General features: G+C 60.5%; 12 protein-coding genes. 7 read left to right on the forward strand and 5 right to left on the reverse strand.

What is annotated here, in order from left to right:
- The first annotated feature begins 451 nt into the window (after window positions 1–451).
- The 5 genes from ACA070_RS10685 (at window position 452) to ycaC (ending at window position 4,652) form a co-directional block, all read left to right on the forward strand.
- The gene (locus ACA070_RS10685) at window positions 452–811 is read left to right on the forward strand and encodes a DUF6124 family protein (RefSeq protein ID WP_497451078.1); all 360 of its coding nucleotides are present in this window, start codon (window positions 452–454) and stop codon (window positions 809–811) included.
- Window positions 812–1,120: 309 nt separating this feature from the next.
- Window positions 1,121–1,537, forward strand: a complete 417-nt coding sequence (locus tag ACA070_RS10690) for a DoxX family protein (protein ID WP_497451079.1) — start codon at window positions 1,121–1,123, stop codon at window positions 1,535–1,537.
- Window positions 1,530–2,123 (forward strand): antibiotic biosynthesis monooxygenase, encoded by a 594-nt coding sequence (locus ACA070_RS10695; RefSeq protein WP_497451080.1) that lies wholly within the window; start codon window positions 1,530–1,532, stop codon window positions 2,121–2,123. The genes ACA070_RS10690 and ACA070_RS10695 overlap by 8 nt, the downstream gene beginning before the upstream one ends.
- On the forward strand, window positions 2,120–3,958 hold the full coding sequence (locus ACA070_RS10700; RefSeq protein ID WP_461958230.1) for an amidohydrolase: 1,839 nt from the start codon (window positions 2,120–2,122) through the stop codon (window positions 3,956–3,958). Before ACA070_RS10695 ends, ACA070_RS10700 begins: the two co-directional genes overlap by 4 nt.
- Window positions 3,959–4,025: 67 nt before the next feature.
- Complete coding sequence (gene ycaC, locus ACA070_RS10705) at window positions 4,026–4,652, forward strand: isochorismate family cysteine hydrolase YcaC (RefSeq protein ID WP_497451081.1); 627 nt, start codon at window positions 4,026–4,028, stop codon at window positions 4,650–4,652.
- 228 nt (window positions 4,653–4,880) lie between these two features.
- Here the strand turns inward: ycaC and ACA070_RS10710 are convergent, their stop codons facing one another.
- Window positions 4,881–6,317, reverse strand: coding sequence for a mechanosensitive ion channel domain-containing protein (locus tag ACA070_RS10710; RefSeq protein ID WP_497451082.1), 1,437 nt, complete (start codon window positions 6,315–6,317; stop codon window positions 4,881–4,883).
- Between the two features lie 231 nt (window positions 6,318–6,548).
- Complete coding sequence (locus ACA070_RS10715) at window positions 6,549–7,568, reverse strand: alpha/beta hydrolase (protein WP_497451083.1); 1,020 nt, start codon at window positions 7,566–7,568, stop codon at window positions 6,549–6,551.
- 161 nt (window positions 7,569–7,729) lie between these two features.
- Between ACA070_RS10715 and ACA070_RS10720 the strand changes: the two genes are divergently transcribed.
- Window positions 7,730–8,626 carry a LysR family transcriptional regulator gene (locus ACA070_RS10720; RefSeq protein ID WP_497451084.1) on the forward strand — a complete coding sequence of 299 codons (897 nt, stop codon included), beginning with the start codon at window positions 7,730–7,732 and terminating at the stop codon, window positions 8,624–8,626.
- A 152-nt stretch (window positions 8,627–8,778) separates the two neighbouring features.
- Here the strand turns inward: ACA070_RS10720 and ACA070_RS10725 are convergent, their stop codons facing one another.
- The 3 genes from ACA070_RS10725 to gspG form a co-directional block, all read right to left on the reverse strand.
- Complete coding sequence (locus ACA070_RS10725; RefSeq protein WP_497451085.1) at window positions 8,779–9,429, reverse strand: hypothetical protein; 651 nt, start codon at window positions 9,427–9,429, stop codon at window positions 8,779–8,781.
- A gap of 165 nt (window positions 9,430–9,594) precedes the next feature.
- Complete coding sequence (locus ACA070_RS10730) at window positions 9,595–10,782, reverse strand: type II secretion system F family protein (protein WP_109632960.1); 1,188 nt, start codon at window positions 10,780–10,782, stop codon at window positions 9,595–9,597.
- A gap of 15 nt (window positions 10,783–10,797) precedes the next feature.
- Entirely contained in the window at window positions 10,798–11,232 is a 435-nt protein-coding gene (gene gspG, locus ACA070_RS10735) for a type II secretion system major pseudopilin GspG (RefSeq protein WP_462026603.1), read from the reverse strand.
- A 195-nt stretch (window positions 11,233–11,427) separates the two neighbouring features.
- On the opposite strand from gspG, the gene ACA070_RS10740 reads away from it, so the two are divergent.
- A complete protein-coding gene (locus ACA070_RS10740) occupies window positions 11,428–12,036 on the forward strand; it encodes a lytic transglycosylase domain-containing protein (protein WP_131059650.1) in 609 nt (202 codons plus the stop codon).
- The last annotated feature ends 368 nt before the right edge of the window (window positions 12,037–12,404 follow it).

The following is a 12,404-nucleotide window of genomic DNA, read 5'->3' on the forward strand; positions in this document are numbered from 1 at the left end:
CCTCAGATTTGGGCGCCATCATAGCGCCCTATTGATGTGTCCAAATTCATTAGGCCAGTTCAAGCTCGCTCCTACAGGGAAAATGTGTTGATTAGAGGGCTGTGTTTAATGGTGTTTAACGTTACGTCCTGAAAGCTACAGATCCTTGCGCCGTTGCCTACGACTGCGCCAGAATCCGCCGGCTTGTGCGCTTTGACCCTGGTCTTTATCGTTTCCGCATCGCTGCCAATCAGCGATCGGGTTTAGCGACCTGAACAGGTATAAGCGCAATAACGCTCCGTCTTATTGCAGGCGTTCCATGTCTGCAGTGTCGATATGGTGGCTGTGCGCGGGAGGCCCTCGGGTCTGCCGGGTCTTATACCTCTCGGTTCGCTAACCTGCGTACAGCCGCCACCCTTACTTGTTTAGCGACAGGTGCTGGTGGTTCCATCAGGTATAACGGAGATTCACCATGTTCAAAGCCACACCCAATCCCCCGGAAACCGACGACGTTTCCCCCTACGATCCCCTCGATCCCAAAAAACTCAACGAAGCCGCCGACCGCGCGCTGGATCACTACCTCAATCCGTCTGCCCTGAAAGCCCCCGTCATCAGGAAGCCCAGCACAATGTTCATCATCGCCCCCGATATCGATAACGAAAGCCTGTTGGCCCACGCTTGCGAATCTCTGGCGTCGGCGAGTGTTCTGGCTGGTGATTTCGCGGGGCATCTGGAGGGGCCGCAGCGGCATACGATGCTGGGCATTCAGCAGGTCATCATGCTGGCCGAGCTGGCGGTGAATCGGGCGTTGGACAGTGTTGATCCGCGGTAACGTCGTCAGTTGAAAAGAACGGTCTCGCAAGAGGCCGTTTTTTGTGCCTGGCAGAAACCTCCCAGCAATGAAGATCCCCCTGTGGGAGCGAGCCTGCTCGCGATGGCGGCATGACATTCAACATTGATGTCGCCTGATCCACCGCTATCGCGAGCAGCTCGCTCCCACAGGGATCTTCGGTGGATTGGTGGTCGGGCTACGCCACAAAAAGAGCACGTACATCCAATTTTTCCAGCCCCCACACCGGCACTATCAAATGAAGCCCCGGCGCACGAACGCCGGTAGTTTTTCATTTGTGCAGGTGAGCCCATGAATACGTCGCGATGGGATGAACGGGCCCAGGATTTCGGGCTGCTGTTTCTGCGGGTCACTGGCGGTTTGTTTCTGCTGTGGGTGCACGGTTTGCCGAAGCTGCTTAACTACAGCGCTCAACTGCAAGTCATCGAAGACCCTTTCCACCTGGGTGCCAACGTCACGCTGCTGCTGGCGATTTTTGCCGAGGTGCTGTGCCCGTTGCTGATCATCGCCGGGGTGTTGGTGCGCTTGGCGTGCCTGCCGATTTTGTCGGTGTTGCTGGTCGCGCTGCTGGTGGTGCATGCGCAATGGAGCCTCGACGAAGGGCAGTTCGGCTGGCTGCTGTTGATTGTGTTCACCAGCCTTTTTATCGCCGGGCCAGGAAGGCTGGCGCTCAATGTGCGATTCGCCGGAGCTTTGCGTTATGCCTGAATCCAATCGTTTCGAGGAAGTCGTGACCCTGGTGATCAAGCACCGGGTCAAGGCCGGTTTTGAAGTGCCTTACGAAGCCTGGTTGCGCAACATTGTCAGCATCGCCGGGCAGCAGGAAGGGCATTTGGGCGTGGATGTGATGCGCGGTAAAAACGCCGGCCTGGACATGTACACCTGCGTGCTGCGCTTTTGCACCACCGACGCGATGCAGCACTGGCTCGATTCGCCGCAGCGTCTGGCACTGGTCAACGAAGCCACGCCGATGCTCGCCGATGGCGACCAGACCGAGGTCAACCCGGTCAATGAATTCTGGTTCGCGCCGCAAGCCGACGCCGCTTCGCCGCCACCGCCGCGCTGGAAGCAGGCCGTAGTGACGCTGTTGGTGATTCTGCCGCACACCTTGCTGGTGCCGCTGCTCTGGGGTCCGCTGTTGCAACTCAACGCCATCCTGTCCAATTACGTGGTCGCCACGTTTCTGATCACGCTGACCATCGTCGTCTCGGTGGTGTACCTGTTCATGCCGATGGCGACGCGTCTGTTCGCGCCCTGGCTGTCCCACTCCACTCCTTCCAAGGAAACGCGATGAACGCCGATCTGATTTTATTCAATGGCCAATTCCATACCGTTGACCGTGAAAACCCACGTGCCAGTGCGGTGGCGATCAGCGAAGGCCGCTTCGTTGCGGTCGGCACCGATGCCGACGCCATGGCCCTGCGCGGCTCGGGCACGCAGGTCATCGACCTCAAGGGTCGTTGCGTCATTCCCGGCCTCAACGACTCGCACTTGCACCTGATCCGTGGCGGTCTGAATTACAACCTCGAACTGCGTTGGGAAGGCGTGCCGTCGGTGGTCGATGCCTTGCGCATGCTCAAGGACCAGGCCGATCGCACGCCCACGCCGCAATGGGTGCGCGTGGTCGGTGGCTGGAACGAATTCCAGTTTGCCGAAAAGCGCATGCCGACCCTCGAAGAACTCAACCAGGCCGCGCCAGACACGCCGGTGTTTGTCCTGCATTTGTATGACCGCGCCTTGCTCAACCGCGCCGCGTTGCGCGTGGCCGGTTACACCCGCAACACGCCGAACCCGCCGGGTGGCGAGATCGTGCGCGATAGTAACGGTGAGCCGACCGGCATGCTGGTGGCGCGTCCCAACGCGATGATTCTGTATTCGACGCTGGCCAAGGGGCCGAAGTTGCCGCTGGAATATCAGGTCAACTCGACCCGCCAATTCATGCGCGAACTCAATCGCCTCGGCCTGACCAGCGCCATCGACGCCGGCGGCGGTTTCCAGAATTATCCGGACGATTACCAGGTGATCGAGCAGTTGGCCAAGGACCAGCAACTGACCATTCGCATTGCCTACAACCTGTTCACGCAGAAGCCGAAAGAAGAGCTGACTGACTTTAAGAACTGGACGTCTAGCGTGACTCTGCATCAGGGCGATGATTACCTGAGACACAACGGCGCCGGGGAAATGCTGGTGTTCTCGGCGGCGGATTTTGAGGACTTCCTCGAACCGCGTCCGGACCTGCCGCAAACCATGGAAGACGAGCTGGAACCGGTGGTGCGCCACCTCGTCGAGCAGCGCTGGCCGTTCCGTTTGCACGCCACGTACAACGAATCCATCAGCCGCATGCTCGACGTGTTCGAGAAGGTCAACCGCGACATTCCGTTCAACGGTTTGCCGTGGTTCTTCGATCACGCCGAAACCATAACCCCGCAGAACATCGAGCGGGTGAGGGCGCTGGGTGGTGGTATCGCGATTCAGGATCGCATGGCATTTCAGGGCGAATATTTTGTCGAGCGTTACGGTGCCAAAGCGGCCGAAGCCACGCCGCCGATCAAGCGCATGTTGGCCGAAGGGGTGCCGGTCGGCGCCGGCACCGATGCGACGCGAGTGTCCAGTTACAACCCGTGGACCTCGCTGTACTGGATGGTCAGCGGTCGCACTGTCGGCGGGCTGGAACTGCATGCCGAGGGGCTTTCGCGGCAGACCGCGCTGGAGCTGTTCACCCACGGCAGCGCCTGGTTCTCTTCGGAGCAGGGCAAAAAAGGCATGATCAAGGTCGGGCAACTGGCTGACGTCGCGGCGCTCAGCGCGGACTTTTTCAGCGTCGATGAAGAAGCGATCAAGTGGATCGAGTCGGTGTTGACCGTGGTCGGTGGCAAGGTGGTGTACGCCGCCGGTGATTTCGAAAAACTTGGGCCGGCCAGCGTGCCGGTGCTGCCGGACTGGTCGCCGGTGGTCAAGGTGCCGGGTCATTGGCGCCCGACGTCGCCGATGCAGGCGCAGGTTCACCATTGCAGCGGGCCGTGCGGCGTGCATTCCCACAGTCATGAAAAGGCCCGTTTATCAAACGCACCGGTTAGCGATTTCGCCGGTTTCTGGGGCGCGTTCGGCTGCTCGTGCTTCGCATTCTGACGATCACATCAAGCGCCGATGCACCGCGTCGGCGCCTTCGTAATACCCATCCATCGAGGAGTTTCACATGAGCAACGTTCCGTACAAACGCCTGAACAAAGACGATGCCGTTGTCCTGTTGGTCGACCACCAGACTGGCCTGATCTCGCTGGTCCAGGATTTCTCGCCGAACGAATTCAAGAACAATGTACTGGCCCTCGCGGACCTGGCCAAGTTCTTCAAACTGCCGACCATCCTCACCACCAGTTTCGAAAACGGCCCGAACGGCCCAATGGTGCCTGAGCTCAAAGAACTGTTCCCGGACGCGCCATACATCCCGCGTCCAGGCCAGATCAATGCCTGGGACAACGAAGATTTCGTCAACGCCGTTAAAGCGACTGGCCGCAAGCAATTGATCATCGCCGGTGTAGTGACCGACGTTTGCGTAACGTTCCCGACGCTGTCGGCGCTGGCGGAAGGTTTTGAAGTGTTTGTGGTGACCGACGCCTCGGGCACCTTCAACGAAACCGTGCAGCAAGCGGCCTGGGCCCGCATGGCGGCGGCCGGTGCACAACTGGTGAACTGGTTCTCGGTGGCGTGCGAGCTGCAGGGCGACTGGCGCAACGACATGGAAGGCCTGGCAAACCTGCTGTCGCCGCGCATTCCGAACTATCGCAACTTGATGAATAGCTATTCGGTGCTGACTTCGAAATAAGGCCCGCCGCCGATAAGAATGCCCGCGACTGTGCGGGCATTTTTTTGTCTGGTGAATGAGCTTTCTGTAGCAGCTGTCGAGCCTGCGAGGCTGCGTTCGGCTGCGAAGCAGTCGTAAGACCAGACAGCGCGGTGCATCAGGTGAGCAGCGTTTCGCAGGTTGGCGACTGCTTCGCAGCCGAACGCAGCCTCGCAAGCTCGACAGCTGCTACATGAAATGTGTGGTCAGTTACACCGATTGGCGTTTTTGCAGCCAGCTCAGAAATCCTCCTTTCCTGACCTGCACAGGCGTGGCCATCAACGCCAACCGGCTGTTCTGCTGCCTTACCGCCTGCAACTTGTTCAACGCCCGACCCACTTCTACCTGTCGCTCCATGCAATCACGGGTCAGGGATTTGTCGATCCGGTAAATGATGCACGAGGTCAAGGTGGTGAAGGTGGCTTGGGACGGCGTGTCGGTGAGGATGCTTTGTTCACCCATCACCTCACTCGGCCCCATGCGACCCGCTTCGGTTTGCCCGTTGCCATCGGGCACCGTGGCGCTGACCACCCCCGTGGCGATCACCATCAGGCTGTCCGGCACTTCGCCTAATTCCAGCACCACCTGGCCGGCCGCGTATTGCTGCGGGACCATGGACTGAGCCATTTGATCGCGCTCATCGTCACTCAGGGAACGGAAGACCTTCACTTCGTCGAGCAACGCCCGCGCGCGGGTTGTCGGTTCGATCACACCATCGATCTGCCGGGAAATCCCCGCCGCTTCCAGGTGCCGATGCGCCAGGTCAAACAGCTGATTGCGCACTTCGCTTTTCTTGCCGAGCTCGGTGATAAAACCGCTGGCCACGTACTCGGACATGGTTTCGCCGGCCTCCTTGAGCACCACTTTCGGCGCCGGGGTGAGCAGCAAACTGCTGCTGCCTTGAAGCGTGCGCTCCAGTGCATCCAGCACCCGACGCGGGCGAATGTGGTTAGGCACTTGAATGCTGATCGACACGCCGTGCATGTTGTTCGGCCGACTGAGATTGACGATTTTCGCCTTGGCCGCCACCGAGTTCGGCACCACGGCCGTGCTGCCGGCGCTGGTCAGCAGGTGGGTCGCGCGCCAGTCGATGTCGAGCACTTTGCCCTCGACGCCGTCGATCATGATCCAGTCATCCACCTGATACGGCTTGGTGGTGTTGAGCACGATCCCGGAAAACACGTCGCTCAAGGTGCTCTGCAACGCCAGGCCGACGACGATGGCCACGACGCCGGACGTCGCCAGCAATCCTTTCACCGGCAGCTCCAGCACATACCCGGCCGCCGCGACGATGGCGATGAGAAACACCAGCGCGCCGATGACGTCCTGCAACAGGCGACCGCTGTGACCGATTCGGCGCATCAGCACCAGGCCGATGACTTCGGTGAGCACCCGTGCGGCGTACAACCACCAGAGAATCCCCAGCGCCGTGGCGCCCAATTGCGCGACGCGATCCTCGGCCAGCAGCGGCGCCTGCAACGGGCTCACACCGGCATTGATCACCAGCGCGCTGAACATCACAAACAACGCCAGCCGCACGCCAACCCGCGTGACGCGATGCTTGAACGGCGCGAGATGCCAGAGGGCGGCGTCGATCACCAGCAACAGGGCGCTCCAGGACAACAGATGGGCGAGGACAAAGGACATGGGGAAACTCCGACTAGAGATCGCTTTCAATTTCTGTAGCAGCTGTCGAGCACCGCGAGGCAGCGTTCGGCTGCGCAGCAGTCGTGAAATCAAGCAATGCGGTTTGTCAGGAAGACCGCGTATTCAGGTTTCACGACTGCTGCGCAGCCGAACGCTGCCTCGCGGTGCTCGACAGCTGCTACAAGGGCAAGCAGCTTCGCCACACATTTCTGTGTGGCGAGGCGATTGGACTCAGTTCAAGTGAGTCTTGAGTTCCAATGCCGCCTGACGAACCGCCGCTTTCACTTCCGCAATCTGGCTCAGCGGGTTGAGCAGGCCGAAGTCGTGGATCATGCCGTTGTAACGCACCGACGTGACCGGCACCCCGGCCGCGTCGAGGTGGCGGGCGTAGGCTTCGCCTTCGTCACGCAACACGTCGAATTCGGCGGTTTGCACCAGGGCGGCGGGCAAGCCTTTGAGCTGTTCGGTGCTGGCCTGCAGCGGCGAGGCATGGATCTGCGCACGCTCGGATTTGTCGGTGGTGTAGCTGTCCCAGAACCAGTTCATCATGCCCTTGGTCAGGAAGTGGCCTTCGGCAAATTGCTGGTACGAGCCGCTGTCGAACTGCGCGTTGGTCACTGGCCACATCAACAGCTGGAAGCGCAGCGCCGGGGTTTTCTGTTCCTTGGCCATCAACGCCACGACCGCCGCCATGTTACCGCCGACGCTGTTGCCGGCCACCGCCAGGCGTTTGCCATCGACGCCGATGTCCTTGCCATGCTCGGCCACCCAACGGGTCGCGGCGTAGGCCTGGTTGATCGCGGTCGGGTAGTGCGCTTCCGGCGACGGCGTGTAATCGACATACACCGCGACGGCACCGGAGCCGACCACCAGGTCGTGGATCAGGCGCTGGTGAGTCGGGTAATCACCCAGCACCCAACCGCCACCGTGGAAGAACATGAACACCGGCAATTCACCTTTGACCTTGGCCGGCCGGACGATTTTCAGGTTGATGGTTTGCCCGTCGACCTTGATCGCACGGTCGCTGACGTCCACACCCGACAGATCAACCTTCACCGAATTTTGCGCACCGGTCAGTACCGCACGGGCCTCTTCCGGGCTCAGTTGCTCAAGCGGCTTGCCACCGCCGGCAGCGAGGGCTTCGAGGAAGGCCTGGGTGTTGTGTTCGACACCCGGGCTGCCGGCGGCAAATGCGTTGCCGATGGAGAGGGCGAGGAGGGAGGCGGTCAGGGTTTTGTTGACGATGTTCATGGGGCAAATCCTTTTAAGTTAATTAGAGTTTTATTACCTAAGGTCAGGTCGCTGCTGGCGCTGTAGGTCAGGCCTCAGCAACACCGTGGACACAGATTAATAGGTCGCCCAAAAGGGAAAAAGCGGCTATAAAGTGTTTGACTGTCAACCAAGGTGTGACAATGAACCCGTTCGAAGATATGCGTATTTTTTGCCAGGTTATGGACTCCGGCAGCTTCACCTCGGCAGCCGATCAATTGGGCCTGTCCAAACAGTTCGTCAGCCGTCGCCTGATGCAGCTCGAAGAACGTCTGGGCGTGCGCTTGCTCAATCGCTCCACGCGGCGACTGGACGTCACGCCGCTGGGCCAGAGTTATTACGAGTCGGCGTTACGCCTGCTCGGTGAAGTCGAGCAAGTGGAGCAGGGCATCGCCGGCCAGACTACCGAGCCACGCGGCACCATTCGCGTGAGCGCGCCGTTGTCGTTTGCGCTCGCGCACCTGGGTTGCCTGCTGCCGTTGTTTTTGCAGCGTTATCGCGATGTCACGGTGGAAGTGGACTTGAGCGATCGTCCGGTGGACTTGCTCAGCGAGGGTTACGATCTGGCGTTGCGTATTGGCATCCTGGAAGACTCGACCCTGATCGCCCGACGCATCGCTTCCATCCAGCGCGTGTACTGCGCCAGCCCGGCTTACCTTGCCGAGCGCGGCACGCCGCTCAAACCCGAAGACCTGCACAGTCATGACTGCCTGCCTTATGGCCACGGGCGTCAGGTGCAATGGCGTTTCGAAGGGCAGGGCAAGCCGCTGACCGTCAACGTGACGGGCAGGATGCGGGTCAACAACGGTGAGTTGCTCAAGGATGCGGCGGTGGCCGGGATGGGGATAACGTATTTGCCGACGTTTATTGTCGGCTCGGCGCTGAAGGATGGCCGGCTGGTGCCGGTGCTGGACGAGTTTCGTCCGCAGCCACTGACGTTATCGGCGGTGTATCCCCAGCACCGTCAGAGTTCGCGGCCGGTGCAGGCGTTGATCGAGTTTTTGCGCGAGCGGCTGGATCGGGTTGAGGGTGGGTTGTAGAACGTTTTGTATGACTTTCACAATCCAGTGTGGGAGCGGGCTTGCTCGCGAAAGCGGTGGTTCAGTCGACATCAATGATGAATGATCCACCGCTTTCGCGAGCAAGCCCGCTCCCACAGGGGTTATGTGGGGTGTTGGGGGGTCAGTATTTGTCAGGTCCGTTTGTCATCGCCTGGCTCGCCACCGACATGCACGCCATGGTCATCGCCGATCTCACCGGAGCGATGAACGCCGTGGTCATCGCCGATTTCGCCGGAACGATGCACGCCATGGTCGTCACCAATTTCACCGGAGCGATGAACCCCACGATTGTGGCCGACTTCGCCTGAACGATGAACGCCATGATCGTCACCCGGTTCGGCGTGTGTGCCGCTGCGTCCGGAGGAGGATGAAGCGGTGTTGCCAGAGTGTCCCGAACCATGGTCGCTGCCACTGTGACCGCTGCCGCTATTGCCGCTATTGCCGCTATTGCCGCCGCTGCCACTGTTACCACCGTTGCCGCTGCCGCCGTGACCACCGCCATTGCCGCCGCTGCCGCTTCCGCCGTGACCACCGCCATTGCCGCCACCGCCGCCATTGCCGCCACCTCCGGATCCACCGCCACCGCCACCGCCACCGCCGCCATTGCCGCCACCGCCAGACCCGCCTCCACCGCCCCCAGACCCACCACCGCCCCCGCCACCACTACCACCCTCCTTGGCCTGGGCACTCGACACCCCGGACAAACTGTCCGGAATCAATACGGTAGACGCCGACAGAACTGCGCCAATAGCTACTGCCAGTAAAAGCTTGTTGATGTGCATGTCGTTCTCCGTCTTCTTATTCAGGTTGGAACGTTGATGAACAATGCAACTTGCTGCTCGATTCAATGGGTGAACACCGCAGCGCGTTGATTAATTCAGTTGCAACGTGGATGAACGATGAACGGTACGACTCGACCCCGTTCCACTCGACCCGGTTCCAGCGGGTCAGTGAATACTCGAGGCCAGCTCGAAGATCGGGATGTACATCAGGATCACGATGACCCCGATCAGCAGGCCGATGAAGGTCATGAGCAGGGGTTCGAACAGCCGCACGAACCATTCGATCCAGCGGCTGATTTCTTCGTCGTAGAAGTCGGCGCTGCGCTCCATCATCTGCCCGAGGTTGCCGGACTGTTCGCCGGCGCGCAGCAAACGCAGGGACACCGGGGTCACCAGGTGATTGAGTTCCAGCGCGGCCGACAGCGATTGTCCCTCGCGCACCCGTTCGCAGGCCTGGTCCAGGCGCACACGGGAGGCGGGGGTAAGCAGGCCGCGAACCATGCCCATGGCGGTGACGAGGGGGATGCCGCCCTGCAGCAGGATCCCCAGGGAGCGATAGAAGCGCGCCAGTTCGTACATGAAAATGCGTTGATGGACCGCGGGGAGTTTTTCGATCACCCGGTCGACGCCTCGCCGAAAGGCCGGTTGGCGCTGGAGGAAGCCGAGCGCGACGACGATCGCCGCCAACCCGCCGAAGAATTCACCCTGATGGGCGTGCAGGAACATCCCGCAGCTCATCAGCACTTGCGAAAGCCACGGCAGGTTCGACCCCAGCCCTTCGAACACCAGACTGAAACGCGGCACCACGTACCCCATCAAAAACAACACCACGCCACCGCCCACCACCAGCAACAACAGGGGGTAGATCGAAGCGCTGACGATTTTTTGCCGGACCTCGTCCATGCGCTGGCGATAGCTGACATAGCGGCCCAGGGCATCGCCCACGGCGCCGGTCTTCTCGCTGGATTGCACCAGCGCGACGTAGAGCGGAGGGAACACCGCCGACAGCTGGGCCAATGCCTGGGAGAACGATTTGCCTTCATAAAGCAGGCGCACCAGTTCGCTCAAGGTTTTACGGGCCTGGGGCGCGTTCTCTTTTTCCGCCAGGCTTTCCAGCGCATCGATCAACGGCAGGCCCGCATTGAGCAAGGTGGTCAGTTCCTGGCTGAACAACACCAGGTTGAAGGTCTCGCGCTGTCGAAGGCGCAACGCGCGCCAGTGCCGTTCGACGTGCAGGCTGACCACCCGCAAGCCCTGGTCTTCGACGATACGCCGGGCTTCGCTATGGCCGGGCGCCTCGACGGTCATCGAGACCACGCCGGCCTTGCCCACTGCCTTGAGATGAAAGCGCATGGTCGCCACTCCCCGTCATTGCCAGCTGGTGACTTCGGCGTTTTCGCCTTCGCCGCCGGGTTGGCCGTCCTTGCCCATGGACAGCAGATCGTATTCGCCGTTTTCGCCGGGGTAGCGGTAGTTGTAGTTACGGCCCCACGGATCCTGCGGCAGTTTTTTCTGCAAATAAGGACCGGTCCATTTGGTTTCATCGCTGGGCGCAATGACCAGCGCCTGCAAACCCTGTTCGGTCGACGGGTAATGACCGACCTCCAGGCGGTACAGGTCCAGCGCCTTGCCCAGGCCTTCGATTTGCGCCTTGGCCACCTTCACTTCGGAGCGGCCCAGTTGGGCGAAATACTTGGGCGCGACGATGCCGGCCAACAGCCCCAGCACCACCAGTACGACTAAGAGTTCGAGCAGGGTGAACCCGCTTTGGGTACGCGGGGCGGAACGCAAACGCTGATTCATGATGACCTCACACAGTCGGCAGAAGGGTCGCCTTGAAGGCGTATGCAATTGCCATGCTCACCCCCGGACATGCTTCTGTAACCCCTGTATTACGGGCCTTTGCGCTTTCGGCACAGTGCTTGCGTATGGCTTGTTTACTACCGGCCATTGGGGCAATACCCCCATTTTTCGGGGCCGGGCAGGGGAGGCAAAATAATGAAAACACTCACCACAGGACTGCTCGGCTGTTTGTTGCTGACGAGCGTCGCACAGGCCGATGTGTTCGTTTCCGTGGACGCCAAGGGCAGCTACGTGCTGTCCAATGTTCACCGTCCCGGCCGCACCTATGAACGGGTCATTCACGAGCCCCAATCCTCGCTGGTCGGCCTCGATCAGCAGCCCCAGATGATTGCCAGACAGCCTTATGCGGAGCTGGTTTCCGCAGCCGCCACGGCCAACGAATTGCCGGCGGCGTTGTTGCACGCCGTCATCCGCGAAGAGTCCCGCTACAACTCGGATGCGACCTCCCCCAAAGGGGCCGGTGGGCTGATGCAATTGATGCCCGATACCGCCCGGGAAATGGGCGTGAAGAATGTCTATGACCCCAAAGCCAACATCCAGGGCGGCGCCAAATACCTCAAGCGCCTGATGACCCTGTTCGACAACGACATCACCCTCGCCGTGGCCGCCTACAACGCCGGGCCACAAGCGGTGCTGAGCCGTGGCGGGGTGATCCCGCCGTTCGCCGAAACCCAGCGTTATGTGCCCAGTGTCTTGCGCCAATACCGCCGCTTGCAGGGCCTGGCCATGGATGCCCCGCTGTGATGGGGGGGATCCCCCATATGTGGGGCAACCCGATCCGTACCACCGACCGAAGACCGCATTCGCCCCGTAGCAGCTGTCGAGCTTGCGAGGCTGCGTTCGGCTGCGAAGCAGTCGTGAGATCCGGCAACGCGGTATTTCAGGAAAACCTCGCGCGCAGGTATTACGACTGCTTCGCAGCCGAACGCAGCCTCGCAAGCTCGACAGCTGCTACGGGATTTGAGTTGTTGGGTGGAGGTTGGCATCCACCCGGAAAAGTGGGGAATAAATGGGGTATATCCCCCGAGTTATTAAATCGTTGCTGTAAATGGCTGAAAAATAACTGAATTTTTTATGGCATGCGGATTGCTCAAGGGGATTTGTCGAGAATT

The organism is Pseudomonas sp. LBUM1678 (assembly GCF_059695575.1).

Bases quoted from the DNA above. Each gene is read 5' to 3' on its own strand.
- ACA070_RS10685 (WP_497451078.1), top strand. From the start codon at position 452: ATGTTCAAAGCCACACCCAATCCCCCGGAAACCGACGACGTTTCCCCC.
- ACA070_RS10690 (WP_497451079.1), top strand. From the start codon at position 1,121: ATGAATACGTCGCGATGGGATGAACGGGCCCAGGATTTCGGGCTGCTG.
- ACA070_RS10695 (WP_497451080.1), top strand. From the start codon at position 1,530: ATGCCTGAATCCAATCGTTTCGAGGAAGTCGTGACCCTGGTGATCAAG.
- ACA070_RS10700 (WP_461958230.1), top strand. From the start codon at position 2,120: ATGAACGCCGATCTGATTTTATTCAATGGCCAATTCCATACCGTTGAC.
- ycaC (WP_497451081.1), top strand. From the start codon at position 4,026: ATGAGCAACGTTCCGTACAAACGCCTGAACAAAGACGATGCCGTTGTC.
- ACA070_RS10710 (WP_497451082.1), bottom strand. From the start codon at position 6,317: ATGTCCTTTGTCCTCGCCCATCTGTTGTCCTGGAGCGCCCTGTTGCTG.
- ACA070_RS10715 (WP_497451083.1), bottom strand. From the start codon at position 7,568: ATGAACATCGTCAACAAAACCCTGACCGCCTCCCTCCTCGCCCTCTCC.
- ACA070_RS10720 (WP_497451084.1), top strand. From the start codon at position 7,730: ATGAACCCGTTCGAAGATATGCGTATTTTTTGCCAGGTTATGGACTCC.
- ACA070_RS10725 (WP_497451085.1), bottom strand. From the start codon at position 9,429: ATGCACATCAACAAGCTTTTACTGGCAGTAGCTATTGGCGCAGTTCTG.
- ACA070_RS10730 (WP_109632960.1), bottom strand. From the start codon at position 10,782: ATGCGCTTTCATCTCAAGGCAGTGGGCAAGGCCGGCGTGGTCTCGATG.
- gspG (WP_462026603.1), bottom strand. From the start codon at position 11,232: ATGAATCAGCGTTTGCGTTCCGCCCCGCGTACCCAAAGCGGGTTCACC.
- ACA070_RS10740 (WP_131059650.1), top strand. From the start codon at position 11,428: ATGAAAACACTCACCACAGGACTGCTCGGCTGTTTGTTGCTGACGAGC.